We start from the raw sequence: 26,640 nt of genomic DNA on the forward strand, positions 1-26,640 counted from the left end.
TGTCTGGGGGACGCCGTGAATACGTCCCTGTAGGCTCGGTCGCCGCATCCATGCGGCTCACGCCCCCAGCCAACCCACCCGCCCGGCCACGGACAGTTTCCGTGTCCGTCACCGCAGGAAAAGAAAAAGAAGAGCAAGAGCAAAGGCAACGGCAACAGCCGCGGGCTTTGGGTTGGGGTCGGATCCGTTTTCCGCAGGAAAACGGATCCGACCCCTTCTTGTTTTCCGATACACATCTTCCACGCAAAGCGTGGAAAACCAACCGTCACCGGAAATCTGTCGGGCGTGGGGCGGTGTGGGTGGGCAGGACCGTTGGCGCCATGGATGGCGCCATCGAGCCCCCATGGATGGGTTCACGGCGTGTCCTGCCCACCCACACCGCCCCACCCAACCAGCAGCAACCCGGAGCCGCCTTTGAATTTGACCTTGGCCCTTGCCTGGAAAAGCGGTGCAGCCGCAGGCTGCAAAACACACTCAATCTTGATCGTGCGCGCGCGCCGCCTCGGCCTGGGTCTCCTCCTGCGCCGCCATCTCGCGCGCGATCCACGCATCGATCATGTGCCGCTGGCGCTGCGCCTGCCGCCGCTCACGCGTGTACTCCTGGTCGAGCACGCGGTACAGCGACACCATCACCAGCACCATCAGCAGCGCGAATGGCAACGCCGCAATCGTGATCATGCCCTGCAGTGCATCCAGGCCACCGGCCAGCAGCAAGGCCGCTGCGATCAACGCCACCGCAATGCCCCAGGCCAGCTTGCGCTTCAACGGAGGATCGCCTGCTTCGTCAGTGGACATGCTGGCCAGCACCAGTACCGCCGAGTCGGCCGAGGTCACGAAGAAGATCATCAGCAGTACCAGTGCGATGCACGACAGCAGCAGCGGCAGCGGCATGCTGTCGAACAGCGTGAACAGCACGGTCTCGTAGCCATTGCCCAGCGCCTGCACCAGGTCGGCATGGCCGAAGATCTGTGCCCACAGCGCGGTGCCGCCGAATACCGCGAACCAGAAGAAGCCCAGCAGCGTCGGCGCGAGCACGACGCCGATCACGAACTCGCGCACGCTGCGGCCGCGCGAGATGCGTGCGATGAACGACCCCACGAACGGTGCCCACGAGATCCACCAGGCCCAGTAGAAGATTGTCCAGTCCGCCACCCAGGTGCTGCCGGAGAACGGTGACATGCGCAGGCTCATCGTCACCAGCTGGTTGAGGTAGGAGCCCAGCGTGGTGGTGAAGGTATCGAAGATGAAGCCGGTCGGCCCCAGCACCAGCAGGATGGCGGCCAGCAGGGCAGCCAACGCCAGGTTGAAATTGGACAGCCACTTCACACCTCGCTCCACGCCACTGGCGGTGGAGGCCATGTACAGCACGAAGGCGACGGCAATGATGGTCATCTGCACGGCGACGGTAGCCTGCACGCCGAACACGCGCTCGATGCCGGCGGCGATCTGGATGGTGCCGAAGCCCAGCGTAGTCGCGACACCGATCGCGGTGGCGACCACTGCAGCGATGTTGACCGCCCTACCGATCCAGCCGCGATGGTGGCGGCCGATGATCGGCTGCAGCATGTCGCTGACCAGGCCGCGGCCGTTGCGGTTGAACTGGAACCAGGCCATTGCCAGCCCGATCAGCGCATAGATGGCCCACGGATGCAGGCCCCAGTGGAAGAATGCATAGCGCATCGAGGCGCGTGCCGCATCCAGGCTCTGCGGAGCAAGCCCTTCCGGTGGCTTGCTGAAGTGCGAAATGGGCTCGGCGGCGCCCCAGAACACCAGGCCGATGCCCATGCCGGCGGCGAACAGCATCGACATCCAGCTGGCTCGCGAGAACTCGGGCTCGGCGTCTTCGCCACCGATGCGCAGGTTGCCGAAGCGACCGAAAGCCAGGTACATCAGGAACACCAGGGCCAGGAATACCACCAGCAGGTACAGCCAGCCGACGCTGCGGATGACTTCTGCCAGCATCGACTGCACCACGGCATTGAAGGGGCCTGGTGCAATACCGGCAAGCAGCACCAGCAGCAGAACGAGTGCGATGGAAACGCGAAACACCATGAAGGAGCTTCTCCGATCAAGGGATTGAGGGGAGCGAGCAGAGCTTGCAGCGAAGGACCGGCGGCATGCAGCGCGAACCGGGCAGGGGCCGCGTCGGCGGCGAAGGACGCATCGGTCGCTGGAGGGCGACGGACGTGCACGTTACTGAACGCGACGTCATGGTTCTGTTAACGAACAACGATCCGGATCAGATCCGCTTTCCACAGGAAAGCGGATCTGACCGCGGGGGCAACTCCCGGAGCGGGCGGTCTATGCTCTAATGCACGCCAAGAAGCGGGGGTACCGCGGCCATGTGGCCACGGTTGAGACAGTCCCTTGGAACCTGATCCGGCTCATACCGGCGTAGGGAAGCTTTGCAGTGCAGCCGTGCCCGGACACCGCCCAAGGACCGTCCGTGCGCGGTCGCAGTGCGCCGCCGCTTCGTCCCTGACCTTCCTGGACGATGCCCGATGAACGCACAGCTCTCCGCCCTGCAGCAACAGGCCCAGCAACTCTCCGAATCCGTGACCCGGCCCATTCCCGGCTCGCGCAAGATCCACGTACCCGGTTCGCGTCCGGATCTGCAGGTGCCGATGCGCGAGATCGCGTTGACCCGCACGCCGACGCTGTTCGGCGGCGAGGAGAATGCACCGGTCACGGTCTACGATACGTCGGGCCCGTACACCGATCCGGACGCGCGTATCGATCTGTCCGCGGGCCTGCCGGCGCTGCGTCGTGGCTGGGTGGAGGAGCGCGGCGATACCGAACAGCTCGACGGCCTGAGTTCGTCGTTCGGCCGCGACCGCGAGCACGATCCGAAGCTCGATGCTGTGCGCTTCCCCACACGCAGCCTGCCGCGACGTGCACGTGCAGGCGCGAACGTCACCCAGATGCACTATGCGCGCCGCGGCATCATCACGCCGGAAATGGAATTCGTCGCCATCCGCGAAAACCAGCGGCTGGACGCGATCCGCGATGCCGGCCTGCTGCAGCAGCACCCGGGCGAGGCGTTCGGCGCCTCGATCCAGAAGATCATCACGCCGGAGTTCGTGCGCGATGAAATCGCGCGCGGCCGCGCGGTGCTGCCCAACAACATCAACCATCCGGAAAGCGAGCCGATGATCATCGGCCGCAACTTCCTGACCAAGATCAACGCCAACATCGGCAACAGCGCGGTGTCCTCGGGCATTGCCGAAGAGGTGGAGAAACTGGTGTGGGCGATCCGCTGGGGTGGTGACACCGTGATGGACCTGTCCACCGGCAAGCACATCCACGAAACCCGCGAGTGGATCATCCGCAACTCGCCGGTGGCGATCGGTACCGTGCCGATCTACCAGGCGCTGGAGAAGGTCGACGGCCGCGCCGAAGCGCTCACCTGGGAGATCTTCCGCGACACGCTGATCGAGCAGGCCGAGCAGGGCGTGGACTACTTCACCATCCACGCCGGCGTGCTGCTGCGCTACGTGCCGCTCACCGCCAAGCGCGTGACCGGGATCGTCAGCCGTGGTGGTTCGATCATGGCCAAGTGGTGCCTGGCGCACCACAGGGAGAATTTCCTCTACACGCACTTCGAAGACATCTGCGAGATCATGAAGGCCTATGACGTGACCTTCTCGCTGGGTGACGGCCTGCGCCCGGGCTGCATCGCCGATGCCAACGACGCGGCGCAGTTCGGTGAGCTGGAGACGCTGGGTGAGCTCACCAAGATCGCCTGGAAGCATGATGTGCAGACCATGATCGAAGGCCCCGGCCACGTGCCGATGCAGCTGATCAAGGAGAACATGGACAAGCAGCTGCGCGAATGCGGCGAAGCGCCGTTCTACACGCTGGGGCCGCTGACCACCGACATCGCGCCGGGCTACGACCACATCACCAGCGCGATCGGTGCGGCGATGATCGGTTGGTTCGGCACGGCGATGCTCTGCTACGTGACGCCGAAGGAACACCTCGGCCTGCCCAATCGCCAGGACGTGCGTGACGGCATCATGGCCTACCGCATCGCCGCGCATGCGGCCGACCTGGCCAAGGGCCATCCGGGCGCGCAGGTACGCGACAACGCACTGAGCAAGGCGCGCTTCGAGTTCCGCTGGGAAGACCAGTTCCACCTTGGCCTGGATCCGGAGAAGGCCAGGGAGTTCCATGACGAAACGCTGCCGAAGGATGCGCACAAGCTGTCGCACTTCTGCTCGATGTGCGGCCCGCACTTCTGTTCGATGAAGATCACCCAGGATGTGCGTGACTACGCCGAGGCCGGCATGAAGGAGAAGTCGGAGGAGTTCCGCGCCGCGGGTGCCGAGGTCTACCACCAGGGGTGATGCGCAGACGGTGGTGCCGGCCCGCGGCCGGCACTACCGCTCATCACGCCGCTCCCGGCTATCCTCCGCCCATCATCCCGGGGAAAGGACACCATGCCTGTTGCCATGACCACCCGTTGGCTGGCCATTGCCCGCCGGCATCCTTCGGCCTGGTTGCTGGGCGCGCAGCTGCTGGCGGTGCTGCTGTATCCCGCGCTGGATGACACCGCCGCCGGCCGCGCGGCACTGGGCATGTTCGGCATGGCGGTACTCGGCCTGGCGCTGTGGGTGGTCCAGCGCAGCCCGCTGGGCACCTGGCTGGCGCTGTTGCTGGCCATTCCCTCGGTGGTGTTCTCGTTGGCAGGCGCATTGCTCGAGCGCACCGCATTGCTGACCACCGCGCAGGTGCTGGAGAGCCTGCTGTACTTCTACACGGCTGGCGCCCTGATTGCCTACATGCTCCAGGACCACAAGGTCACCCGCGACGAACTGTTCGCAGCTGGCGCAACCTTCACCCTGCTGGCGTGGGCGTTCGCCTTCGCGTTCGCGGTGTGCCAGCAGTGGTATCCGGGCAGTTTCCAGGGCACCGGCGGGCAGGCGCAGCGCAGTTGGATGGAGCTGCTTTATCTCAGCTTCAGCTTGCTGTCTGGAGTCGGCTTGAGTGATGTCGTGCCGCTTCATCCACAGGCACGAGCACTGGTCATGCTGGAGCAGTTTTCCGGCGTGATGTACGTGGCTTTGGTGGTTTCGCGGCTGGTCGGATTGACCATGCTGCGGCGCATGTGAAAATGAACGCCAGATAAAAATTTCGCGCCCAAGAGGGCGCGAATGATGTCGCGAATTATGTGAATGCGTCGGCGAGAGAGAGCCTGATGTCGACCACGCGATAGGCGAGGTAACTTGCATAGGCTAGTATTCGCGCGCTCGATTGTTTTTGCGGTATGCGCCGATGCTTTGTGCGGAGTCTGGCTTTTCGCTGTTCCCAGGACGGGACCGTAACGAAGGCAAACACTGCCCGGGACCTGTCTCTACTGTGTAGCAGAAAATGAACAGCAGCGAAATACAGCCACCCGTGTCCGATCGGATACGGATAGGAGAGTGCATCGTCACTCTGTCCTCGCGCGAAGTCGAGGTCGTCGGTGCGCGTCGTCCGCGCCGGCTGACGCCGAAGGCGCTGGGCGTTCTGCGCGTGCTGCTGCGGCAGCCGGGCCGTGTGGTCACCCGCGACGAGTTGTTCGCCGAGGTGTGGCCGGACACGCTGCCGACCAACGATGTGCTGACCCAGGCCGTTACCCAGCTGCGCAAGGCGTTCAGCAACGACGACGACAGCGGCCAGGCCTACATCGAGACCATTGCCAAGACCGGCTATCGGCTTCTGGTACCGGTACAGGCGCTGGACGATGCGGAGCCGTCGGCTGCGGGCTTGCCTGACGACGAAGATGTGGACGTGCAGCCCGCACTCGCCGCCGCTGCGGCGCTGCCCGCGCGCGCGCAGGAATCGCGCCGCCGCTGGCGCCATGTCCGCCGCCGCGTGCTGCTGGCGCTGGGCGTGTTGATGCTGGCCACGCTGCTGGTGATGACCACGCTGCTGCTGCGCCGCGCACCGGCCAGCAGTTCGCCGGTGGAGGCCGCCGTGGAGAACGGCACGCGGGTGATCGGCAGCCCCCAGCGCCCCTATCGGTTGATCACCGCAACCAGCGGCTTTGAAACCTATCCCACGCTGTCACCGGATGGTTCGCTGGTGGCCTATGAAGGCGCCAACGAAGATGGCAACGGCGGTGGTGCGATCAAGGTACAGACCTCCGGCAACGCGCCGGCGCGCCAGTTGCTGGCGCCGCCGGCCGGTGCCGTCGATCGATTCCCGAACTGGTCGCCGGATGGTCGCGAAATTGCCTTCGCACGGTTCTCCGCCGACGGTGGCTGCCAGGTGCTGATCGCCAGCGCAACCGGTGGCGCCCTGCGCCAGGCCACGCGCTGCGATGGCACCGAGCTGCTCAGCTTCGACTGGACGCCCGATGGTCGCGGCCTGGTGTTCGGCAGCATGGTCGGGCGCTACGCGCACCGTGGCATCCGCGTGCTGGACCTGGCCAGTGGTCAGTGGCGCGCGCTGGCGTACAGCGTCGACCAGGACGACTTCGACTACGCACCGCGTTACTCGCCCGATGGGCAATGGCTGGTGTTCGTGCGCAATCCGCAGCTGGGCGATCTGTGGCGGGTGCCGGCCGCGGGCGGTACGCCCGAGCAGCTGACCAACGAGGCGGCAGAGCTGCGCGGATGGGCCTGGCTGGACGATGGCCGCACCATCGTGTTCGGTCGCCGCGTCGACAGCGAGGCGCGGCTCTATTATCTGGACGTCGAGCGGCACACGCTGCGCGATGCCGGCCTGGATGATGCGCAGTGGCCCGCCGTGTCGCGACGTGGCGGGATGCTGGCCTTCGTCCACCGGCGCGCGCAGTTCGGCGTGTTCAAGGTGCCGGTGCAGGGCAGCGGCGCGCCCGAGCGCCTGTTTGCATCCAGTGGCCGCGATGGGCAGCCGATGGCAGCGCCGGATGGCCGTCAGCTGGTCTTCACCTCGGATCGCTCCGGCAGCTTCGCCCTGTGGTGGGCGGACATGCAGCGGCCGGATTCGCTGCGCCCCATTGAAGGGCTGCGGCCGGAAGCGCGGCAGGCACCGGACTGGTCGGCCGACAGCCGCCAGCTGCTCGTGGTCGGCCGCGACGCGCATGGGCGCACGGTGGTCTACGAGATCGCGCCACGCGATGAACGCCTGCAACCTTTGCCGGTCCCGGCCGAACAGCCGCTGCAGGCCCTGTATGGCGCGTCGCCGGAGCAGTTGTTTGTGGTCGAGCGCGATGCCGACCAGCGCACCCGGTTGAGTCTGTTCGACCGCAGCACCCAGCCCTGGCGCCGGTTGGCCAGCATCGAAGGGGTGTCGCAGGCGCGCTTCGACCGCAGCAGTGGCCGCGTGTTGTTCACCCGCCTGGCCGCCGGTGGCCTGTGGTCGGCCGATGCCGCGTTGTCGTCGGGCAGCGTGCAGCAGATCAGCGATGACCGGCCCAGCCGCTGGCGATACCGGGCCTGGACCGTGGCCGGCAACACTGGCGTCGGTTACCTCGGCACTTCGAGCACGTGTGGCACCACCTTCGTGCGCATCCTGCCCGGCCGCGCGGAGCCGGAACGCTGCCTGGATGCGGAACGGCTCAGCGCCGGCAACGGACTCAGCGCCAGCGCTGACGGGCGTGACCTGTTCGTGGCGATGGCGGTCAGCGATGGTGCCGACATCGGTGTGATGCGGTTGCCCGAACGCCCCCCCGCGCTGTTCCCGGCGTTCTCCAAGTTATTGTTTTTCAGTGGAAATGGGCCTTCGTAATTTCTTCGTCTGGATCTCGTCGCGAATTCGTGGCGATCTCGTCGGACTTTCCTGACGCGGTGCCGCCTGATTAGGCAAAACGGAGTCCTGTACTAGGCAAATCCGTGGTGCCCCCATGCGTCAACTCTCGCTGGCCGATCGCGGCCAAACCGTCTCCCTGGACCGGTCGCTCGACGATGTCACGCCGACCTGCCTGGGCGTGGCCCGGCTGGGCAGCCTGCAGACCGCCGGCTCCAGCTTCACTGTCTGGATGCAGGTGCGTGGCAGTTCGTGGGTGGAGGCCAAGGAAGGACGATTCCGCCTGCGCCAGGGCGAGTGGATCGCCTTCGAAAAGGAATCGCGGCCGTTGGTGCAGGCCGGTCGCAACGGGTTGTGCGTTGGCCTGAACCTGAACGTTGAAGCGCTTCGCGTGCTGACCGAGATGGCCGACTGTGGCCTGTATGCCGGTCGTGGCCGCATGAACCGCAGTGACGCCCGCGTTGCGCTGCGCTTGTGGCGCGATGCGCTGGCCAGCGGCCAGCCGGCCCAGGCCTTGCGTCCGCTGCTGCTGCACCTTGCTGGCCTGCAGCGTGGCCTGGCCGACAACGTGCAGCGCTGCCCAGGCCGCTCGCGCAGCCGCAAGCGCCAGGTGTTCGGCCGCATGCAGCGTGCGCGCCTCTATCTGGAAGGCAACAGCCACCGGGTGGTGCGCATCGGCGAACTGGCCGAACTGACCAACTTCTCCAGCTGGTACCTCTCCAAGACCTTCCAGAGCCTGTACGAGGAAAGCCCGCAGTCGCTTTCGGCACGACTGCGCCTCGAACGCGCCGCTGATCTGCTGCGCGACACCGACATGATGGTGGGCGAGGTCGCCGCCGCCAGCGGCTTCGACAACTGCTGCAGCTTCGCGCGTGCGTTCCGCGCCCGCTACGGCCAGTCCGCGTCGCGCTTCAGGGAGAACGGCGGCTTGCTCCCGCCACAATCCGCAAAGTCTCCGGTTGGTTCGCGCAAATACAGCGCTGCAACGCAATCGTAACGTGCTGGGGTGTTTTAACACGCTGCTAACACGTACCTTGGAGAGATAGATGAACGTTCGTAATCCCGCAGTGCGGTTCGGCTTGCTGCCGGCCGGCATTGCGCTGGCGCTGGCGCCGGCCTTTGCTTCGGCTCAGGAAGCAAAGGGCACCACCGACCTGGACCGCATTTCGGTCACCGGCTCGCGCATCCGCGGCGCCTCGGTGGAGACCCAGCAGCCGATCCTGACCATGACCCGCGAATCCCTGGAAAAGCAGGGCTTCTCGAGCGTCGCCGACGTGCTGAACAACCTGACCTCGGCCGGCTCCCCGGCCATCTCGCGCTCGGAATCGCTGGCTTCGGGCGAGAACGTGGGCGGCTACTACGTCGACATCCGCAACCTGGGCGCCGAGCGCACCCTGGTGCTGATGAACGGCAAGCGCCTGGGCGCTTCGACCTCGGGTCTGCAGGACCTGAGCCAGATCCCGATGTCGGCCGTTGAGCGCATCGAGATCCTGAAGGACGGCGCCTCGTCGATCTACGGTTCCGACGCCATTGCCGGCGTGGTCAACGTGATCACCCGCAAGAACTTCGACGGCGGCGAAGCCAATGTCTACGTCGGCCAGTACGGCAAGGGCGACGGCGACAGCGAAACCTATTCGATGACCCTCGGTGCCCGCGGTGAGCGCGGCAGCCTGACCCTGTCGGCCGAGTACTCGAAGCAGGATCCGGTGTGGGCCAAGGACCGCTGGTACAGCCGTGACGGCTCGCTGGGTCCGAACTCCACCTCGGCTGATTGGAGCCCGATCAGCCAGAACGGCAGCTGGTGCAACCCGAAGCTGTACGACTGCAGCAAGTCGAGCGCGGTGTGGCAGACCCTGAACCCGGGTGGCAATCCGAAGAACCCGAACGACTACCACGCGATCACCGAAGACGAGTTCGCCAACTCGAACGAGCAGATGACCCTGCTGACCGGTGTGAAGCGCAAGTCGGTCTACATCAACGGCACCTACGACTTCACCGATTCGATCAGCCTGAACACCGACGTGCTCTACAACGAGCGCCAGACCTTCCAGCAGATCGCCGGCTATCCGTACCAGTCCGCTTCCAAGTCGATCAACACCCCGCTGTCGGCAGACAGCGCCTTCAACCCGGTTGGCCAGGACGTCAGCTTCCGCCGCCGCCTGTGGGAAGTGCCGCGTACCACTGACAGCCAGCTGAAGACCCTGCGCTTCGCTCCGACCCTGACCGGCTTCTTCGAGCTGGGTGGCAAGACCTTCGACTGGGATGTCGGCGCGCTGTGGAACCGCAACGAGTCGATCAAGAGCAACCGCGGTGACATGAGCCTGATCGGCGCGCGTCAGGCGCTGGGCCCGTCGTTCATCGATGCCGGTGGCGTTGCCCGCTGCGGCACCGCCGCCAACCCGATCCTGGGCGATTGCCGTCCGTGGAACCCGCTGCTGCCGTACGGCGTTGAGGGTCAGGGCTCGCTGGCGAACCAGGAGCTGCAGGACTTCCTGTTCCCGACCTTCACCACCCGTGGCGTCACCAAGACCACCAGCTTCACCGCCAACCTGTCGGGCGCCATCGTGACCCTGCCGGCCGGCGACCTGGGCTTCGCCCTGGGTGTCGAGCACCGCAAGGAAGAAGGCAGCTACGTGCCGGACGCCTTCGCACAGTCGGGCCAGTCCACCGGCCTGGGCCAGAAGCCGACCCGCGGCCAGTACGATCTGAACGAGGTCTACCTCGAACTGAACGTGCCGCTGCTGGCCGACATGGCCTTCGCCAAGGAACTGACCCTGAACGTTGCCAGCCGTTATTCGGACTACAGCAACTTCGGTGGCACCACCAACAGCAAGTTCGGCCTGACCTGGCGTCCGCTGGATGAACTGCTGGTCCGCGGCACCTACGCCGAGGGCTTCCGCGCTCCGACCATCAGCGACCTGTACGGTGGCCTGAGCTCGAGCTTCGAGTCCTACATCGATCCGTGCGGCGTGAAGGCTCCGGGCAGCGTTGCAGGCAATGCCGCGTGCTCCGGCGCAGGCGTGCCGGCCAACTACGTGCAGCTGGGCCAGGCAGGCAAGGAATGTTCGACCCTGCCGTGCCAGTCGGGTGACCAGTTCATCTCGGGTGCCAATCCGAACCTGAAGCCGGAAACCTCCAAGAGCACCACCTTCGGCCTGGTGTGGAGCCCGCGTTGGGTGCAGGGCCTGGACGTGTCGCTGGATTGGTACAAGTACGAAATCAGCGACATGATCATCGCTGACAGCGTCGACCGCATCCTGCGTGACTGCTACGTGCTGGGTAACGCTTCGCGCTGCTCGAGCGTGACCCGTGCGGCTGACGGCCACGTCAGTGCGATCACCTACGGCACCGCCAACCTCGGCAAGATGGAAACCCAGGGCTACGATCTGGGCATCAAGTACCGCCTGCCGGAACTGGCCATTGGTCAGTTCAGCATCGACTGGCAGACCAGCTACACCGCCAAGTACGACGAGCAGCGCCAGAACAGCGCGGGCGACAACATCATGGTCGGCCGCGTCAGCGAGCCGGGCCTGTTCCGCGTGCGTTCGAACCTGGGCGTCAACTGGCAGTACGGCGATTTCGGTGTGAACTACACCGCGCGCTACTACTCGGGCATGAAGGAAAGCTGCATCTCGCTGGCTGACGGCTGGTGCGATGCTCCGAACCACATGGCCAACGGTGAGACCGATCCGCTGCGTCACACCGGTTCCAACACCTTCCACGACCTGCAGGTCAGCTGGAAGGCGCCGTGGGATGCGACCATCGCCCTGGGCGCGAACAATGTGTTCGACCACAAGGGTGCCCTGCAGTACTCGGCTCCGAACTCGGCGTTCGCCTACTACGGCGGCTTCGACGTGGGTCGCTTCCTGTACATGAAGTACACCCAGCGCTTCTGATCCATCGAAGTGCGGTAGCAACAGAAGGAGGGCGGACCGCAAGGTCCGCCCTTTTTCTTGTAGGGGAATTCCGGAAATTGTTGGAAGGTGAGCGCAGTCACGGTCCCGTCGTGTCGTAATCAACACAGTCAGGAGGTCCACTACCGGACGCTTGCATGTGGAGAGGGATATGAAGAACACGTTGCTGCGGCAGGCATCCGCCGCTGCATTGATCTACGCAACGCTGGTGGGCGCAGTGTTCGCGCAGGGCCTCGGGGTCTGCGGCGGTGGGCTCTACTGTGAGGAGCTCCGCCAGCAGTGCCTGGCCAGTGGCAAGTCACCGGTCATCTGCGAGTCGCAGTACCGTCGCTGCGTGCAGGACGCCTGCGGTACCCGCTGACATGGAAAGGGCGCACCTTGTGGGTGCGCCCTCTGTCATCCGGACATCATGCAACGCGCTCAGGCGTCGCTGGGCACCAGTCCCATCAGCGCATTGGCGTGTTCGCGCCATTGCGGCAGTTTGTTCAGCACGCCTGCGCGCTGCAGGTAGTCCTCGTCCACCGGATCGCCATTGACCAGCGCCAGGGCCACGTGCACCGCACCGGTCACCCAGAAGCTGCGGGTGTTGGCGCGCCGCGGCTGCAGGTGGAAGGCCACCGCTTCGATGATCGGCATCGGCAAGCCCCACAGGCCCAGCAGGTAGGCGCCGGCCTCGGCATGGCCAGGGCGGGTGTCGCCGGCCAGCGAGGGCTCGCTGCGCTCGTTGCGCACACCCGGCAGCAGCAGGCCGATGTCGGCCAGCAGCGCGGCAGTCGCTCCCAGTTCGGCACTGGATTCGGGCAGCAGGCGTGCGGCGAGCCGCGAGGCCAGCAGTGCGCGCTGTTGCAGCGAGTTGCGCTCGGCGGCCGACAGCGTCGGTGCGGAGAACACTTCGCTGGCCAGCACCAGGTCACGCAGCGTGGCCAGGCCCAGCCGGGTCACGGCGGTGCGCAGGTCGGCAATGGTGCGGCCCTGGCTGAAGAAGGCCGAGTTCGACAGTTGCAGCACCTTGGCGGCGATCGCCGGATCGGCGGCGACCAGCTTGGCGACATCGGCACTGTCGGCGTCGTCGTCATGTTCCAGGGCCTGGGTCAGGCTCAGGTACAGGTGCGGCGGCGAGGGCAGTTTCTCGATACGGCCGATGGCATCGCGCAGGCGCGGGCTGTCCAGCACTTCGCGCAGTTCTTCCAGGCTGGTCAGTGCCTCCAGCAGCACTTCCGGCGCCAGCGGCAGCGGCAGGAAGCGGTGGGCGACACCAATGAGGCGCGCCGGCGGCGGCCGGTTGCCATGCTGCGCATCGACCAGCGCGATGCGGATGGTCTCCGGGCGCAAGGTCCGGATCTGCCCCAGCAGCGTGGTGGCATTGAGATCCGGCAATTGCGGGCAGACGATCACCGCGTCCACGCCCTGCGTGGCCACCGCGGTCATCGCGGCCTGGCCATCGGTGGCGGTCAACGGCTGCCAGTCTTCCCCAAGATCGGCAATGAATTCGGTCAGCTCGGCCGGCAGGCTGGCTGCATCCCCAACAAGCAGAATACGCACGACACATTCCCCTGGCTGTCTCGACGATGGATGTCGATGACGTGTGAAGTGACGCAATTTACCTAATACGGCAGCAAGAGTGATGTGCCGTCGTCATGAAACGTGACCCGCATCGCTCCGGCAGGGTACCGCCGGAGCGATCCGGTTCAGGCTCAGGCCTTGCTGTCGAGATGGCGCTGGTGCGCCTCGATCAGGATCTGCTTGGCCTCAGCGGCGCCGCCCCAACCGTCCAGCTTGACCCACTTGCCCTTCTCCAGGTCCTTGTAGTGCTCGAAGAAGTGGCCGATGCGCTCCAGCCAGTGGCTCGAGACCTGGGCGATGTCTTCGACGTGGGCGTAGCCGCTGAAGATCTTCGAGACCGGCACGGCCAGGATCTTCTCGTCGCTGCCCGCCTCATCGCTCATCTTCAGCACGCCGACCGGACGGCAGCGCACGACCGAGCCCGGCACCAGCGGCAGCGGCAGCACCACCAGCACGTCGGCCGGATCGCCGTCGCCACACAGCGTGCTCGGCACGTAGCCGTAGTTGCACGGGTAGCGCATCGGGGTGGAGAGGATGCGGTCGACGAAGATCGCGCCGGTTTCCTTGTCCACTTCGTACTTCACCGGCTCCGAGTCCTTCGGGATCTCGATGATGACGTTGATTTCTTCCGGCGGGTTCTTGCCGGGCGAGACGAGTTCCAGACCCATGGTGTGCTCCAGGTGGGGGGGATATAGACGGATAGCTCACCATTTTATGCCTTTGCCGGGCGCTGTGCAGGGGGTGGGGGGCCGACGCGCTGCCGCAGCCAGACCTGACGGACCGCACCGGCCTTGCCTGATAGGCCCGGACAGGTAGCGGGCGCACGCTGGCACCCCATCCCGAGGAGTCCCGTCATGACCTGGAAAGCTTGGTGCTGCTCTGCCTCCCTTCTGGTTTGTCTGTTGCTGCCGGCGGCGCCAGCGGGCGCCGGCCCACGATTTGTCCCGCTGGGCGAACGCCCGTGGCCGGGGCTGGCACCGGGGGATTCACCCTTTTACGATCTGGAGCGCGAACTGCTGGAGGAGTTCCGCGAGCTCTGTCCCGAATTCTTCTGCCAGGGCCTGTTCGACAACTACGCGCCGCTGCGGTTGCAGTGTGCTGTCGAGATCGCCTCGGACACCGTGAGCCAGTGCGCCTTCTACGTTGCTGCCAGCTCGCACGACGTGCATCCGCTGACGGGAGACCTCTCGGCAACCCGGTCGAGCTGGGTCTGCGAGCTGCCGCTCCCGCCTGGTTTGGGAGTGCAGACCTGGTTCGATCATATGGACGTGAGGCCAGGCCGCTCCGGCAGACTGTTCAATCCATGGCCAGGCCAGCAGTCCTCACTGTTCGAGCTGCTGCAGGAGTGCCTGCCATGAATGGTCTGCTGTTGGCGACTCTGCTGGCGGCCGCTTCGCCCGCGCTGGCGCACGGGCCCCATGTGGATCTGATCGACTTCCCGCTCAGTGAAGGCAGCTGGGATCGCTTCTTTGCGCTGCAGGGCGCCCTGGTACAGGGCTTCGACCGCGTCTGTTCAGATACGTTCTGCGAAGGGGAGTACAGCAACTACCGGGTGCTGGAGGTTCGCTGTTCGGTACTGGCGCCGCGCGGAACCGTACAGGGCTGCAGCTGGGTTATCGTGGCCAGCGAGCTCGGTATCGTGCCGCAGACCGGCCAGGTGCGGGTCGATAACGGCCGCTGGGTGTGCCAAGTGGGTTTGCGGCCAGGCGTCCCGGTCGACACCTTCTTTGCTGCGCTGCAGCAGCCTGAAGGGATTTTCAGGCCCCTGCCGGGAACTGGAACCGGTCTTTTCGATGTGCTGCCCGAGTGCCTGCGCCGTCCAGGACACCACGGGAGGGAAGCATGATGGGCGCGCTGCGGTTGGGGGTCATCTGCGGACTTCTGCTGGCAACGGGCCTCGCCCACGCCGGTCCCGCCTATGTAGACGCGCGGCTGTATCCGAATCAGGCCGAAGGCTGGCAGCGCTTTCTGGCCATCGAGCGGGCCTTGGTGCGCGGATTCGACGATATCTGCGGAGATACCTTCTGCGAAGGCGAGTACTACAACCTGCAGGCGATGCGCCTGCGTTGCTCGGTGAATCAGGATACTGGACTGCTGGCGGGTTGCATCTGGACCTTCGCCGGCAGCAACACCTCGGTACGCAGGGACGGCCACATAGAGGTGGATGTGCGCAGCTTTGCTTGTCCGCTGCCACTGGCTGCTGACACGTCGCTGGCGGCATTCCTGCACACCCTCGAGGCCGCTCCCGCCCACGATGCGATCAACGTTGCGCTGCCCGGCACTTCGGCAACTGTCTATGAGGGGTTACGCGAGTGCATTTGAGTATCGCCCTCGCCCTCGTCCACAACTGCAAGCGGTTCATACCAGCATTGGAGGGCGTGCGCGGGCCTGGGATTCCCGGCCCGCTGTCGGTCGACGCGGGCCGGATGCTTGCCCACGGCATTGCCCGGAGCACTGGGGGCTGCATGGAATCCCACCGGACCGCAGGGTGCGGTGGGCTGTGATCGGCACTATTGATCGACCGCGAGAAGGACCCCCTGGAAGTTCAGGTCGTGATCTGCATCTCCCGGACACCCGGTAGCGCCAGGTCGAACCTGGCGACACATGACCCGGCAATCATCGACCGGTTGCCGCCTTCACCGCATCTTCGTGCAGGGATTCGTTCAGCTCATCCACCACGGTGGTCCACGCCGCATCGGCCTGCAGCGATTCAGACAGGAACTGGCGCTGGGCGTCATTCCAGTACGGTGCCTCGGCCACCTCCACGCCTGCGGGCAACTGGTGCCCACGAATGAAGCCGGCGATGCCCTCGGCACTGGCATCCAGGCCCAGCTGCAGGAACAGGTTTGTCATGCGCGGTTCGGTGGTGATCATCATCGGTTTCCTGCTGGGAGAAGGGATGGTCCATTATCGGTGTTCACAGCCTTGGGGTAAGCCCTGTGGCGAACGTCCATAGCACCACCATCTCCTGGCATTTTCCCCGTGAACGTACCCCCTGCTCCTGAAGAGAGCCGCAGCCTTCGGCTCAAGGCCGCCACCCGTGACAGCCACGGCGCGCTGGACAAGCACATCATGGCCGGCGACATCTTCGCCAGTCGCAGCAATTTTTCCCGTTTCCTGCGCGTGCAGTACCGCTTTCATCACAGCATCGATGGGCTGTACGCCCATCCTGCAGTGGTCGCGCTGCTGCCCGACCTGGACGAGCGTCGTCGTCTGGCGCAGATCGCGCGTGATCTGCAGGACCTGGAGCAGAGGCTACCGGAGGTAGACAGGGTGCCATTGCCGTGCGATCTGGCGCTGCCGGCCCTCCTGGGCTGGTTGTACGTGGCCGAAGGTTCCAAACTGGGCGGAGCCGTTCTTTACAAGATGGCCGCCACGCTCGGTCTCGATCGTGGCTTCGGCGCCCGCCACTTGGCCGCGCACCCCGATGGAGCGGCAGGCCAATGGCGCAAGTTCACCGCCGTGCTGGACGCGGTGACGCTGAACGCCGAACAGGAACAGCAGGTGGTCGACGCAGCTGATGCCGCGTTCCGCAGCGTGCAAGGCTACGTCAAGCTGGAATTCGCCTGAAGCTCTGCTGCTGCGTACGGAGGGCTGTCTGGATATGGCTCCAGTCTGCCTGATGAGTCTGCTTCAATGCGGTAAACCCTGACAGGGAGTTCTGGAGTTCCTTGCTGCACGGGTTGGCGTCGAGCGCGCAGACTGGAATCCCATCCATCGTTGGAGCTTGAGATGCGAGCGGTCATCGTCGCGTTGATTTCGGGCATTGCGAGCATGTCTTTCGTCGTTGGAGCAACGGCTTCAGAGCACGGGTATGTCGATCTGGGCGCCTACTCGAAACAGACTTCGTATTTTCACGAATCTGCATGGAAAATCCGCTCCGATCTGATCAGACAGTGCGAACAGAGCGCTTGTGTGAACTGGTTGGGGCAGTACCGCCCACTTCATTTCGAGTGCTCTGCGGATACGCGAAGCGGCCTCATCGGCGCGTGTCATTGGGTGTTCGTAGCCATGCATCTTGAGTTGGATCCGCAGAGCGGCGTGGTGCATGGGACGACCACGACATCCGGATGTGAATTGCCCCTGCCCGAGAACCTGGGGGCGTTGGAGTTGGCAAGCGCGCTGTTGGATACTGATCCGCTGAACGTTCCGCTGCCGGGAATCAATCGTTCCCTGCTGAGTCTGAGCAGGGAATGCCTGCCGGGGCGCTTCGCATGACGCGCGCATACTGGGTGGTTCTTGTGGGCGGATTGATGCTGGCCTCAATGGTGCAGGCGAAGCCTATCTATGTGGACGCACGGGACTACCCCACGCAGGGTGCCGGACGCGCTGCATTTGAAGCCCTGGAAGCGAAGTGGCGCGAGGGGTTCACGATCGCGTGCATGGACGCGCTCTGCGATACCGGCTACAACAACTATCTTCCTGTGCATCTGAGTTGCGCAGTGCGTGCAGACGATGGAATTTTGAAGAGCTGCCATTGGGCCATCGCGGGAAGTGCTCGGAGCATCCATCCCGGGACAGGAAGAGGGGAGTACGAGATCCGGACAGCGGTTTGTGAAATTCCCCTGGCTGCAGATACGCCGCTTGCGATCCTGCTGGCGACGGCAGCCACCAAAGATCCCTTTGATGATCCGCTGCCGGGCGCAGGGACGAGTGTCTACTCCAGCATTTCCGATTGTCTGAGCGCCAGGACTGACGACCATTGAAGGTCGTCAGTCCTGCGAAATTCACAGCAGCGGCACCAGCAGCAGCGCCACGATGTTGATGATCTTGATCAGCGGATTGATCGCCGGGCCGGCGGTGTCCTTGTACGGGTCACCGACGGTATCGCCGGTCACCGCGGCCTTGTGCGCCTCGCTGCCCTTGCCGCCGAAGTGGCCGTCCTCGATGTACTTCTTGGCGTTGTCCCAGGCACCGCCGCCGGTGGTCATCGAAATGGCCACGAACAGGCCGGTCACGATGGTGCCGATCAGCAGGCCGCCCAGCGCGCGTGGCCCCAGCAGCAAGCCGACCACCACCGGCACCGCCACCGGCAGCAATGACGGCACGATCATTTCGCGGATCGCCGAGCGGGTCAGCATGTCCACCGCCTTGTCGTACTGGGGCTTGCCGGTGCCCTGCATGATGCCGGGGATCTCGCGGAACTGGCGGCGCACTTCCTCCACCACCGCACCGGCGGCGCGGCCGACCGCTTCCATCGCCATCGCACCGAACAGGTAGGGAATCAGGCCGCCGATCAGCAGGCCGATGATCACCGTGTGGTCGCTGAGATCGAAGCGGAACTCCTGGCCGGGATTGGCCGCCTGCAGGTTGTGGGTGTAGTCGGCGAACAGCACCAGTGCGGCCAGCGCCGCCGATCCGATCGCATAGCCCTTGGTCACTGCCTTGGTGGTGTTGCCCACTGCATCCAGCGGATCGGTGATGTCGCGGATCTCCGAGGGCAGCTCGGCCATTTCGGCGATGCCACCGGCGTTGTCGGTGATCGGGCCGTAGGCATCGAGGGCGACAATCATGCCGGCCATCGACAGCATCGCAGTAGCGGCGATGGCGATGCCGTACAGGCCGCCCAGCGCGAAGGCTCCCCAGATCGCCGCACACACCGCCACCACCGGCAGCGCGGTGGACTTCATCGAAATGCCTAGGCCGGCGATGATGTTGGTGCCATGGCCGGTGGTCGAGGCCTGCGCCACGTGCTGCACCGGCTTGTACTGGGTGCCGGTGTAGTACTCGGTGATCCACACGATCAGCCCGGTCAGCACCAACCCGATCAACGCGCAGCCATACAGCGCCATCGGCCCATGCACGTTGTCGGACATCAGCCCGGTGGTGATCGGATAGAACGCAATCGCCGCCAGCACGCCGGAGACGATCACGCCCTTGTACAGCGCACCCATGATCGAGCCGCCCGGCTTCACCTTGACGAACAGCGCACCGATGATCGAGGCGATGATCGATACGCCGCCCAGCACCAGCGGGTAGAGCACCGCGTTGGCGCCGGCCTCGGCCAGCATCAGGCTGCCCAGCAGCATGGTGGCGATCACGGTCACCGCGTAGGTCTCGAACAGGTCGGCGGCCATGCCGGCGCAGTCACCGACGTTGTCACCGACGTTGTCGGCGATCACCGCCGGGTTGCGCGGATCATCTTCGGGAATACCGGCTTCGACCTTGCCGACCAGGTCGGCGCCGACGTCGGCTCCTTTGGTGAAGATGCCGCCGCCCAACCGCGCGAAGATCGAGATCAGCGACGAACCGAACGCCAGCCCGACCAGCGCGTGCAGCGCCTGCTCCATCGGCAGGCCCATGCGCAGCAGCAGTGCGTAGTAGCCTGCCACGCCCAGCAGGCCCAGCCCGACCACCAGCATGCCGGTGATCGCGCCGCCGCGGAAGGCGACGTCCATCGCCGCGCTGATGCCCTGGCGCGCCGCCTCCGCGGTGCGCACGTTGGCGCGCACCGACACGTTCATGCCGATGTAGCCGGCGGCGCCGGACAGCACCGCACCGACCGCGAAACCAATCGCGGTGTACCAGCTGAGGAACACCCCGACCAGCACGAACAGCACCACGCCGGCGATGCCGATGGTCAGGTACTGACGGTTGAGGTAGGCACGCGCACCTTCCTGGATCGCGGTGGCGATCGCAACCATGCGCTCATTGCCGGTGGGTTGGCGCAGGATCCAGCGCGCCGAGACGATTCCGAACAGGATCGCGAGAATGGCGCAGCCCAGCGCCAGTGACAGCCCGTGACGTTCCAGCATTAGACCCCTCCGCAGAATGGATGTAGGCATCCAGTGGCGATGAACGGCACCACGAGGGGGACGACGGGCTGCAGCCTGGAACCAACCCGTACCGACCTTGGTGGTCGTCCGACGTATGGCGGTGTTCAGCATTCCCTGGTGCCCGCAGTATGCGTGCCGCTCTTTGTAGAGTCGAGCCATGCTCGACTGGCCCGTGGGAGCCGCGCCGCATGACCCGTGGGCGCCCTGCCAATGAACGCGTCGACATGCGCGCGGACCCGCCGCCAGGCAAGGGCATGATTTGCGAGCCACCGGCCTTTGCACCCCGTTAAGCCAGCCTCTGCAAGCCTGCGCGGAGTCCCGATGGAGATCCCCCATGCGCCTGTCCCTGTTGATGCTCGCCGCCCTGGCCCCGGCCGTGCCGGCACTCGCTGCGGAAACCCCGGAGCTGCAGCGTGCCGTGGGCGCACCCCAGGCGGTGGGCGCGGTGCATACGCTGCGGCAGATTCCCGAGGCCTGCGCACGCCTGGAAGGTGCGTTCACCGGCGATGCCGCCGCCCCGTACCGCTTCTCCGCCGTGCGTACCAGCGAGCAGTGCCAGCCACGTGCGCGCTTCGTCGACTACACCAAGGCACAGCCGAGTGCCGACAAGGGCTGGAAGCTCAACGATGTGATCCGCGTGCCCAACGCGGCATGCCCGGCGCAGCAGGCGGTGGTGCGGGTGTGGCGCCTGCCGTCGAGCAACAAGGTTGAGCTGGATGGGCAGGGCCAGTCGCGCATCTATCTGGAAGAGGCCAAGAAGCAGGCGGCAGCCGGCCAGATTCCGCAGGTGACGATGTTCGCCGCGCAGCTGCAGATGGAAGGCAAGGCCTGCAATTGAGATGATGCGTGCGCTGCGCCCACGCAGTCGTCCACGGGTGGTAGTGCCGGCCGCTGGCCGGCATCCGGCTGATCTCACTCCGCCAGCGTCGCCCCGCGCGCCACCAGCAGCTCGCGCAACGCCCTGCGATGGCAATGCGCTTCGTCCTCGCAGTAGCAGCCCACGCTGAGGTCGCTGTGCTGCGACATCGCGGCCAGCAGGTCCAGCGCGTGCGCGGCATCGGGCGCTTTCATCTCGGCCTTGTAGTGGCGGAAGAACGCAGTCCAGTCGGCGGCGGTCTTCGCCTCATGGGCCTGTTTCACCAGCTCCGCGCTGGGTGACAGAGTCGGGAACCAGACGTCGTACCAGTCCCGTTTCGCGAATTCGCTGCGGGGCACGCCGCGCGGTGGTCGCCGCACGGTGCCGATGCGCAGGCCCTCACCGGGTTGGCGCGGGCTGCCGAGACGAACAACACGCAGTGCCATGATGACCTCCAGGCGGGGCGTCCATCATCCTGCGATGCACGTGCGCCAGGCGTGAACCGCTGGGGAAACGAAAAGGCCCGGGCGCCTGCGCACCCGGGCCTTTTCCCATGCCGGCAGCGGTCAGTTGCCGCGGCAGTCCTTCAGCCACAACACCCGACCGATCTGGTCGTAGCTGTCGACCACGCCGGTCAGCGTTACTTTCTCGCGCGGGCGCAGGGCCAGCGCATACGCGGCCTGGTTGGCTGCGAACGAGCAGGAAATGGCCACACGCTCAAAATCGATGCTGCCATCGCTGGGCAGGTCGAAGCTGGTGTTGTAGGTGCCGCCACTGCGCAGCACGGTGGTGATGCGACCGGTGATGGCGTAGGTCTTGCCCTTGTAGCGCGGCTCGACCGCGGCCGGGTTGTCCTTGTTCTGGTTGCGCAGCTGGAAGCCGAAGCGGTCGGCGGCAATGGTCACCACCGAGGCCTGCGGAGTGGCCTTGGCCGCCTGTTCGCCCGCCTTGCCTGGCTTGATCTGGTTGAGCAGCTTGCACATTTCTTCGCGCACGCCGTCGGCCGGGGCGATGGCGCCCTTGTTGACCTTCACCACCATGCCGACGGTGCCCTGGCCGCCTTCGGAGGTGGCACTGATGATCATCGGAATCGGCTTGTGGGCCATGGATTCCGGCTCTTCGATCAGCATCGAGCCGCCTTCCACGTCCTCGCTGAGGACGTCCATGTTGGCGTTCTTGGCGATCACCCGCATCTGGCCAATGGCGCTGGCCACGGTCAGGTCCGGATGGGTGACCGATGAAGTGAAGGTAGTGCCGACGAAGGGATTGCCCTTCTTCTGGAAGTTGCTTTCGCAGGTCGCAGCGAAGGCCGGCGCGGCAGCACCGCACAGCAGCGCGGCGATCAGGATCGGGTGCTTCATGGTTACAGTCCTTGTGGAATGGCAGCACGGGCCCGGGTCTTGAGGGCCGGGCAGCGTCGAATCTGGCTTGCAGCGGCCCCTTTGCCCCGGGCCGGAGCCCGATTGTGGGGCGCTTCGGCGGCCGCCGCAATGCGCCCTGTGCGCCGCACAGGACGCAGGCACACTTCAGCCCTCGAAGGCCGGCAGCTTCTGCTTCACCGCCACGTTCTTCAGTGTCACGTACTTCGGCAGGCCGTCGGTGCCATAGGGAAGCGGCGCTTCGCCCTTGATCAGCGGCGACAGGTAGGCGCGCGCCTTGGCGGTGATGCCGAAGCCATCGCGGCGGATGAAGCCGGCCGGCATCTTCTTTTCGTGGTTGGCGATCTTCGACAGCGGGGCCGCTTCGATCTTCCAGCGATAGGGCGCATGGCTGCTGCGCACGATCACCGGCATCACGCCGTTCTGGCCCTTCAGTGCCAGCTGCACGGCGGCCCTGCCGACCGCCTGTGCCTGCTCCCAGTCGGTCCTGCTGGCCAGGTGGCGGGCCGAGCGCTGCAGGTAGTCCGGCAGCGCCCAGTGCACCTTCAGGCCCAGCTGGTCCTTGACCCGTGCAGCAAGGTGCGCGGCCACGCCCCCCAGCTGCGAGTGACCGAACGAGTCCTTGCCGCCGCCTGCGTCGGCGACGAAGCGGCCATCTGCGGTCGCGATACCTTCCGACGCCACCACCACGCAGTAGCCGACGCGCTCGACCACGGCCTTCACCTTGGCCAGGAATGCGGCCTCGTCGTAGGCGCGCTCGGGCAGCAGGATGATGTGCGGCGCTTCGTCATCACCGTTGCCAGCCAGACCGGCGGCCGCGGCCAGCCAGCCGGCGTGGCGGCCCATCGCCTCGTAGATGAAGACGCGGGTGGAGGTCTCGGCCATCGCCGCAACGTCCAGCGCCGCCTCGCGCACCGAGACGGCGGTGTACTTGGCCGCCGAGCCGAAGCCGGGGCAGGTGTCGGTCACCGCCAGATCGTTGTCGATGGTCTTGGGCACGCCAATGCAGGTCAGGTCGTAGCCGGAGGCCTTGGCCAGCTGCGAGACCTTCAGCGCGGTATCGGCCGAGTCGTTGCCGCCGTTGTAGAGGAACCAGCGCACGTCGTGCGCGCGCAGCACCTCCAGCAGGCGGTCGTAGCGGGCGCGGTCGGCGTCCAGCGATTTCAGCTTGACCCGGCACGAGCCGAAGGCACCGCCCGGGGTATGGGCCAGCGCGCGGATGGCCGCGGCACTCTCCTTGCTGGTGTCGATCAGCTCCTCGCGCAGGGCGCCGAGGATGCCGTTGCGGGCGGCCAGGACCTTGATGCCCTTGGCCCGCGCCTGCTCGATCACCGCCGCCGCCGTGGCGTTGATGACGGCGGTGACACCGCCGGACTGGGCATAAAGGAGAGTACCGTTGCGCATGCTTCTACCTGCTCGGGGGAGGGGACATTGCAGGGACATTACCCGGATGCGGTAAAGTGGCGCTATTGCGGTGCAGCGATACCGGACCGTCCGGGACGCGAACCTTCTTTGTTTTCAACACGTTGGAGTCAGGTCAATGCGATTGGTTCTGTTGGGACCGCCCGGTTCGGGCAAGGGGACACAGGCGACGCGCCTGAAGGAAAAGCTGGGCATCGCCCACATTTCGACCGGTGACATGCTGCGCGCGGAAATCGCCGCCGGCACCGAGCTGGGCAAGCAGGCCAAGACGGTGATGGATGCCGGCAACCTGGTGTCGGACGACATCCTGCTGGGCATGCTGGAGTCGCGCCTGACCCAGGCTGATGTCGCCAAGGGCTTCATCCTCGATGGCTACCCGCGCAACGTGGCCCAGGCCAATGCGATGGACGGCCTGCTGGCCAAGATCGGCCAGCCGCTGGACGCCGTGGTGCAGCTGGACGTGGCCACCGAGCTGCTGGTGGATCGCATCGCCGGTCGTGCCAAGGAGCAGGGCCGCGCCGATGACAATCCGGAAGCGGTGCGCCAGCGCCTGCAGGTCTACAACGAGCAGACCGCCCCGGTGGTCGATTTCTACGCCGGCCGTGGCACCCTGGCCCGCGTCGATGGCGTCGGTGAGCTGGACGAGATCGAAGCCCGCATCCTGGCGGCGATCAAGGCCTGATCCGGCCGGGCCGGCGCGAATTGCCGGCTCCCCGGGCGCAAAAAAACACAGGCCTGGTCCGCGAGGATCAGGCCTGTGTCGTTTGACAGGCGCCAGCGAAGGGCTTGCTCAGGGCCCCGCAGCATGAGCTCCCTTGGGGATGGCCTCTTGGGGAGTAGGACCGGTTCGGGTACTGCGGCTGGCAGTTCGAATTGTGTCCGGGTTCACAGAACATCGCTATCGGGAATTCCCTGACAGCTGATTGGAGTTTTCTCACATCCCGTGTAGGGGTTGTCTTACCCGATAGCGGACATTGGCCCTATACAGCCGTCATCGGTCACAATCCTCGGTCATGAGCAGCGTACATATCCTTGCAATTGCCGGCACCTTCATGGGCGGCGTGGCCGCCCTGGCGCGGGAACTCGGGCATTCCGTCAGCGGCAGCGACCAGGCCATCTACCCGCCGATGTCGACACAGCTCGAACAGCTGGGCATCACCCTGGACCAGGGCTACCGTGCCGACAGCGTGCCGGCCGGCACCGACGAGGTGGTGATCGGCAACGCGCTGTCGCGCGGCAATGCCGCCGTGGAAGCCGTGCTCGATGCCGGCCAGCGCTATATATCCGGCGCGCAGTGGCTGTCCGAGCAGGTGCTGCCGGGCCGCGACACGCTGGCCGTGGCCGGTACCCATGGCAAGACCACCACCACCACCATCCTCACCTGGCTGCTGGAAAGTGCAGGGCGCTCGCCCGGCTTCCTGATCGGCGGCGTCGCCGAGGATTTCGGAGTCTCCGCGCGCCTGGGCCAGGGCCGCGAGTTCGTGGTCGAAGCCGATGAGTACGACACGGCCTTCTTCGACAAGCGCAGCAAGTTCGTGCACTACCGGCCGCTGGTGGCCATCCTCAACAATCTTGAATACGACCACGCCGACATCTTCCCGGACGTGGCGGCGATCCAGCGCCAGTTCCACCACCTGGTGCGTACCGTGCCCGCACGTGGGCGGCTGATCGTCAACGGCGAGGATCAGCACCTGGCCGAAGTGCTGGCGATGGGCTGCTGGACCCCGGTCGAGCGGTTTGGTTTCGATCCCTCGCTGGAGTGGCATGCCGAGCTGCTGGCCGCCGATGGCAGCGCGTTCCGCGTGCACCATCGTGGGCAGGCGCTGGGCGACGTGCAGTGGTCGCTGCTGGGCCGCCACAACGTGCTCAACGGGCTGGCCGCGCTGGCCGCTGCGCATGCAGTGGGCGTGGCGCCGGCCGCGGTGATCCCGGCGCTGGCGCGCTTCCGCAGCGTCAAGCGCCGCATGGAAGTGATCGGCAGCCATGGCGGCATCACCGTCTACGATGATTTCGCCCATCACCCCACCGCGATCGCCACCACGCTGGAGGGCCTGCGTGCCAGGGTCGGCGATGCGCGCATCGTGGTTGCGATGGAACCGCGCAGCAACTCGATGCGGTTGGGCGCACATGCGCAGGCACTGGCACCGTCGCTGGCGCTGGCTGATGAAGTGGTGTTCCTGCATCGCCCGGAACTGGCCTGGGATGCCGCTGCGGTGATCGCTGCGGTACGTGGTGACGCCCACGCGGTGCCGGATACCGACGCATTGCTGGCGCAGCTGCAGTCCAGCGTGCGTAGCGGCGACCACGTGGTGTTCATGTCCAACGGTGGCTTCGACGGCGCCCCGCGCCGCTTCCTCGCCGCGTTGCAGGCCCGATGAGCGTCGACAGCCCGCTGCCGCTGTTTCCGCTGCACACCACGCTGGTGCCGGGTGCGGCGGTGGGCCTGCGTGTTTTCGAGCGCCGCTATCTGGACCTGGTCCGCGACAGCGGCCGCAGTGGTGAGGGGTTCGGTGTCTGCCTGATCCTCGATGGCGAGGAAGTCGGCGCACCGGCGACGCCGGCGGCCTACGGTGTGCAGGTGCGCATCGAAGACTTCGATGTCGGTGCCGATGGCGTGCTGCAGCTTCGCCTGCGCGGCACCCGCCGTTTCCATGTGGAGCGTACCCGCGTGCGCGACAACGGCCTGGTGGTGGCCGACGTGCGCTGGTGCGAGGAAGACCCGGACGACGAACTGCGACCACAGCACGCGCTGCTGGCCACGGTGCTGGAGCACATCATCGAACAGGCCGGCGAGGCTTATGCGCCGTCCAACCCGGCGTTGCTGGACCAGGCCAGCTGGGTCGGCTGGCGGCTGGCCGAGCTGTTGCCGCTGAGCGAGCAGCAGCGCCTGCAGCTGCTGCAGATGGACGACCCGCACCAGCGATTGCAGCAGTTGCTGGGCTGGATGCCGTAGCAGCCTGCCTTGGGTGGGTGTGCACCTTGGTGCACACGCTGGGGCATGCGTGGAATGCCATCCA

The 26,640-nt window shown here is 65.8% G+C and carries 24 protein-coding genes and 1 riboswitch; of the genes, 16 read left to right on the forward strand and 8 right to left on the reverse strand.

Annotated elements, in window-relative coordinates:
- Positions 1–474: 474 nt before the first annotated feature.
- Entirely contained in the window at positions 475–2,052 is a 1,578-nt protein-coding gene (locus ACUVWL_RS00255) for a BCCT family transporter (protein WP_075076028.1), read from the reverse strand.
- Positions 2,053–2,317: 265 nt separating this feature from the next.
- Positions 2,318–2,419: riboswitch (TPP riboswitch) on the forward strand.
- An 82-nt stretch (positions 2,420–2,501) separates the two neighbouring features.
- On the opposite strand from ACUVWL_RS00255, the gene thiC reads away from it, so the two are divergent.
- The 6 genes from thiC (at position 2,502) to ACUVWL_RS00285 (ending at position 11,988) form a co-directional block, all read left to right on the forward strand.
- The gene (thiC, locus tag ACUVWL_RS00260) at positions 2,502–4,346 is read left to right on the forward strand and encodes a phosphomethylpyrimidine synthase ThiC (protein ID WP_032955989.1); all 1,845 of its coding nucleotides are present in this window, start codon (positions 2,502–2,504) and stop codon (positions 4,344–4,346) included.
- Between the two features lie 93 nt (positions 4,347–4,439).
- Positions 4,440–5,111: an ion channel gene (locus ACUVWL_RS00265; protein ID WP_014648329.1), complete on the forward strand. Its 672-nt coding sequence runs from the start codon at positions 4,440–4,442 to the stop codon at positions 5,109–5,111.
- A gap of 259 nt (positions 5,112–5,370) precedes the next feature.
- Complete coding sequence (locus ACUVWL_RS00270; RefSeq protein WP_445978732.1) at positions 5,371–7,695, forward strand: winged helix-turn-helix domain-containing protein; 2,325 nt, start codon at positions 5,371–5,373, stop codon at positions 7,693–7,695.
- Positions 7,696–7,810: 115 nt separating this feature from the next.
- On the forward strand, positions 7,811–8,710 hold the full coding sequence (locus ACUVWL_RS00275; protein ID WP_032955994.1) for a helix-turn-helix transcriptional regulator: 900 nt from the start codon (positions 7,811–7,813) through the stop codon (positions 8,708–8,710).
- A 49-nt stretch (positions 8,711–8,759) separates the two neighbouring features.
- Entirely contained in the window at positions 8,760–11,609 is a 2,850-nt protein-coding gene (locus ACUVWL_RS00280) for a TonB-dependent receptor plug domain-containing protein (RefSeq protein ID WP_014648326.1), read from the forward strand.
- A gap of 169 nt (positions 11,610–11,778) precedes the next feature.
- Entirely contained in the window at positions 11,779–11,988 is a 210-nt protein-coding gene (locus ACUVWL_RS00285; protein ID WP_049440581.1) for a hypothetical protein, read from the forward strand.
- Positions 11,989–12,047: 59 nt separating this feature from the next.
- Here the strand turns inward: ACUVWL_RS00285 and ACUVWL_RS00290 are convergent, their stop codons facing one another.
- A complete protein-coding gene (locus tag ACUVWL_RS00290) occupies positions 12,048–13,169 on the reverse strand; it encodes an HDOD domain-containing protein (RefSeq protein ID WP_445978733.1) in 1,122 nt (373 codons plus the stop codon).
- Between the two features lie 152 nt (positions 13,170–13,321).
- Entirely contained in the window at positions 13,322–13,858 is a 537-nt protein-coding gene (gene ppa, locus ACUVWL_RS00295; protein ID WP_005410935.1) for an inorganic diphosphatase, read from the reverse strand.
- 186 nt (positions 13,859–14,044) lie between these two features.
- Between ppa and ACUVWL_RS00300 the strand changes: the two genes are divergently transcribed.
- The 3 genes from ACUVWL_RS00300 to ACUVWL_RS00310 are packed head-to-tail and all read left to right on the forward strand — an operon-like array spanning position 14,045 to position 15,512.
- Entirely contained in the window at positions 14,045–14,548 is a 504-nt protein-coding gene (locus ACUVWL_RS00300) for a hypothetical protein (protein ID WP_049440579.1), read from the forward strand.
- Entirely contained in the window at positions 14,545–15,036 is a 492-nt protein-coding gene (locus tag ACUVWL_RS00305) for a hypothetical protein (RefSeq protein ID WP_049440578.1), read from the forward strand. Before ACUVWL_RS00300 ends, ACUVWL_RS00305 begins: the two co-directional genes overlap by 4 nt.
- Positions 15,033–15,512 (forward strand): hypothetical protein, encoded by a 480-nt coding sequence (locus ACUVWL_RS00310; RefSeq protein WP_049440576.1) that lies wholly within the window; start codon positions 15,033–15,035, stop codon positions 15,510–15,512. The genes ACUVWL_RS00305 and ACUVWL_RS00310 overlap by 4 nt, the downstream gene beginning before the upstream one ends.
- A gap of 294 nt (positions 15,513–15,806) precedes the next feature.
- On the opposite strand, the gene ACUVWL_RS00315 is transcribed toward ACUVWL_RS00310, so the two are convergent.
- Positions 15,807–16,064, reverse strand: a complete 258-nt coding sequence (locus ACUVWL_RS00315; RefSeq protein ID WP_049440608.1) for a DUF2789 domain-containing protein — start codon at positions 16,062–16,064, stop codon at positions 15,807–15,809.
- A gap of 108 nt (positions 16,065–16,172) precedes the next feature.
- Here ACUVWL_RS00315 and ACUVWL_RS00320 point away from each other — a divergent pair, with 108 nt between their 5' ends.
- From ACUVWL_RS00320 to ACUVWL_RS00330, 3 genes are all read left to right on the forward strand, one after another.
- Positions 16,173–16,760, forward strand: a complete 588-nt coding sequence (locus ACUVWL_RS00320) for a biliverdin-producing heme oxygenase (RefSeq protein WP_111206098.1) — start codon at positions 16,173–16,175, stop codon at positions 16,758–16,760.
- Positions 16,761–16,922: 162 nt separating this feature from the next.
- Positions 16,923–17,408: a hypothetical protein gene (locus ACUVWL_RS00325; RefSeq protein ID WP_136191766.1), complete on the forward strand. Its 486-nt coding sequence runs from the start codon at positions 16,923–16,925 to the stop codon at positions 17,406–17,408.
- Positions 17,405–17,896, forward strand: a complete 492-nt coding sequence (locus ACUVWL_RS00330; protein ID WP_065428105.1) for a hypothetical protein — start codon at positions 17,405–17,407, stop codon at positions 17,894–17,896. The genes ACUVWL_RS00325 and ACUVWL_RS00330 overlap by 4 nt, the downstream gene beginning before the upstream one ends.
- A gap of 21 nt (positions 17,897–17,917) precedes the next feature.
- Here the strand turns inward: ACUVWL_RS00330 and ACUVWL_RS00335 are convergent, their stop codons facing one another.
- Complete coding sequence (locus tag ACUVWL_RS00335) at positions 17,918–19,945, reverse strand: sodium-translocating pyrophosphatase (RefSeq protein WP_032956016.1); 2,028 nt, start codon at positions 19,943–19,945, stop codon at positions 17,918–17,920.
- A 355-nt stretch (positions 19,946–20,300) separates the two neighbouring features.
- Here ACUVWL_RS00335 and ACUVWL_RS00340 point away from each other — a divergent pair, with 355 nt between their 5' ends.
- Positions 20,301–20,804, forward strand: a complete 504-nt coding sequence (locus ACUVWL_RS00340) for a hypothetical protein (RefSeq protein ID WP_014648314.1) — start codon at positions 20,301–20,303, stop codon at positions 20,802–20,804.
- A 74-nt stretch (positions 20,805–20,878) separates the two neighbouring features.
- On the opposite strand, the gene ACUVWL_RS00345 is transcribed toward ACUVWL_RS00340, so the two are convergent.
- The 3 genes from ACUVWL_RS00345 to ACUVWL_RS00355 form a co-directional block, all read right to left on the reverse strand.
- A complete protein-coding gene (locus ACUVWL_RS00345) occupies positions 20,879–21,268 on the reverse strand; it encodes a DUF488 domain-containing protein (protein ID WP_014648313.1) in 390 nt (129 codons plus the stop codon).
- 120 nt (positions 21,269–21,388) lie between these two features.
- Positions 21,389–22,183: a hypothetical protein gene (locus ACUVWL_RS00350; RefSeq protein ID WP_046432358.1), complete on the reverse strand. Its 795-nt coding sequence runs from the start codon at positions 22,181–22,183 to the stop codon at positions 21,389–21,391.
- 165 nt (positions 22,184–22,348) lie between these two features.
- Positions 22,349–23,605 carry a 6-phosphofructokinase gene (locus ACUVWL_RS00355; protein WP_445978734.1) on the reverse strand — a complete coding sequence of 419 codons (1,257 nt, stop codon included), beginning with the start codon at positions 23,603–23,605 and terminating at the stop codon, positions 22,349–22,351.
- Positions 23,606–23,741: 136 nt separating this feature from the next.
- Between ACUVWL_RS00355 and ACUVWL_RS00360 the strand changes: the two genes are divergently transcribed.
- The 3 genes from ACUVWL_RS00360 to ACUVWL_RS00370 all read left to right on the forward strand — a co-directional run bounded on the left by ACUVWL_RS00360 (position 23,742) and on the right by ACUVWL_RS00370 (position 26,576).
- Complete coding sequence (locus ACUVWL_RS00360) at positions 23,742–24,305, forward strand: adenylate kinase (RefSeq protein ID WP_032956019.1); 564 nt, start codon at positions 23,742–23,744, stop codon at positions 24,303–24,305.
- A gap of 331 nt (positions 24,306–24,636) precedes the next feature.
- Complete coding sequence (mpl, locus tag ACUVWL_RS00365) at positions 24,637–26,001, forward strand: UDP-N-acetylmuramate:L-alanyl-gamma-D-glutamyl-meso-diaminopimelate ligase (RefSeq protein ID WP_069117927.1); 1,365 nt, start codon at positions 24,637–24,639, stop codon at positions 25,999–26,001.
- Positions 25,998–26,576 carry an LON peptidase substrate-binding domain-containing protein gene (locus tag ACUVWL_RS00370; RefSeq protein WP_445978735.1) on the forward strand — a complete coding sequence of 193 codons (579 nt, stop codon included), beginning with the start codon at positions 25,998–26,000 and terminating at the stop codon, positions 26,574–26,576. Before mpl ends, ACUVWL_RS00370 begins: the two co-directional genes overlap by 4 nt.
- Positions 26,577–26,640: the final 64 nt, after the last annotated feature.

The organism is Stenotrophomonas muris (genome assembly GCF_052751275.1).

What these genes read in the sequence shown, in the direction of transcription:
- ACUVWL_RS00350 (WP_046432358.1), bottom strand. Translation starts at nt 22,183, where the DNA reads ATGAAGCACCCGATCCTGATCGCCGCGCTGCTGTGCGGTGCTGCCGCG.
- ACUVWL_RS00275 (WP_032955994.1), top strand. Translation starts at nt 7,811, where the DNA reads ATGCGTCAACTCTCGCTGGCCGATCGCGGCCAAACCGTCTCCCTGGAC.
- ACUVWL_RS00355 (WP_445978734.1), bottom strand. Translation starts at nt 23,605, where the DNA reads ATGCGCAACGGTACTCTCCTTTATGCCCAGTCCGGCGGTGTCACCGCC.
- thiC (WP_032955989.1), top strand. Translation starts at nt 2,502, where the DNA reads ATGAACGCACAGCTCTCCGCCCTGCAGCAACAGGCCCAGCAACTCTCC.
- ACUVWL_RS00360 (WP_032956019.1), top strand. Translation starts at nt 23,742, where the DNA reads ATGCGATTGGTTCTGTTGGGACCGCCCGGTTCGGGCAAGGGGACACAG.
- ACUVWL_RS00315 (WP_049440608.1), bottom strand. Translation starts at nt 16,064, where the DNA reads ATGATCACCACCGAACCGCGCATGACAAACCTGTTCCTGCAGCTGGGC.
- mpl (WP_069117927.1), top strand. Translation starts at nt 24,637, where the DNA reads ATGAGCAGCGTACATATCCTTGCAATTGCCGGCACCTTCATGGGCGGC.
- ACUVWL_RS00280 (WP_014648326.1), top strand. Translation starts at nt 8,760, where the DNA reads ATGAACGTTCGTAATCCCGCAGTGCGGTTCGGCTTGCTGCCGGCCGGC.
- ACUVWL_RS00300 (WP_049440579.1), top strand. Translation starts at nt 14,045, where the DNA reads ATGACCTGGAAAGCTTGGTGCTGCTCTGCCTCCCTTCTGGTTTGTCTG.
- ACUVWL_RS00265 (WP_014648329.1), top strand. Translation starts at nt 4,440, where the DNA reads ATGCCTGTTGCCATGACCACCCGTTGGCTGGCCATTGCCCGCCGGCAT.
- ACUVWL_RS00340 (WP_014648314.1), top strand. Translation starts at nt 20,301, where the DNA reads ATGCGCCTGTCCCTGTTGATGCTCGCCGCCCTGGCCCCGGCCGTGCCG.
- ACUVWL_RS00255 (WP_075076028.1), bottom strand. Translation starts at nt 2,052, where the DNA reads ATGGTGTTTCGCGTTTCCATCGCACTCGTTCTGCTGCTGGTGCTGCTT.
- ACUVWL_RS00370 (WP_445978735.1), top strand. Translation starts at nt 25,998, where the DNA reads ATGAGCGTCGACAGCCCGCTGCCGCTGTTTCCGCTGCACACCACGCTG.
- ACUVWL_RS00310 (WP_049440576.1), top strand. Translation starts at nt 15,033, where the DNA reads ATGATGGGCGCGCTGCGGTTGGGGGTCATCTGCGGACTTCTGCTGGCA.
- ppa (WP_005410935.1), bottom strand. Translation starts at nt 13,858, where the DNA reads ATGGGTCTGGAACTCGTCTCGCCCGGCAAGAACCCGCCGGAAGAAATC.
- ACUVWL_RS00335 (WP_032956016.1), bottom strand. Translation starts at nt 19,945, where the DNA reads ATGCTGGAACGTCACGGGCTGTCACTGGCGCTGGGCTGCGCCATTCTC.
- ACUVWL_RS00330 (WP_065428105.1), top strand. Translation starts at nt 17,405, where the DNA reads ATGACGCGCGCATACTGGGTGGTTCTTGTGGGCGGATTGATGCTGGCC.
- ACUVWL_RS00270 (WP_445978732.1), top strand. Translation starts at nt 5,371, where the DNA reads ATGAACAGCAGCGAAATACAGCCACCCGTGTCCGATCGGATACGGATA.
- ACUVWL_RS00345 (WP_014648313.1), bottom strand. Translation starts at nt 21,268, where the DNA reads ATGGCACTGCGTGTTGTTCGTCTCGGCAGCCCGCGCCAACCCGGTGAG.
- ACUVWL_RS00285 (WP_049440581.1), top strand. Translation starts at nt 11,779, where the DNA reads ATGAAGAACACGTTGCTGCGGCAGGCATCCGCCGCTGCATTGATCTAC.
- ACUVWL_RS00305 (WP_049440578.1), top strand. Translation starts at nt 14,545, where the DNA reads ATGAATGGTCTGCTGTTGGCGACTCTGCTGGCGGCCGCTTCGCCCGCG.
- ACUVWL_RS00325 (WP_136191766.1), top strand. Translation starts at nt 16,923, where the DNA reads ATGCGAGCGGTCATCGTCGCGTTGATTTCGGGCATTGCGAGCATGTCT.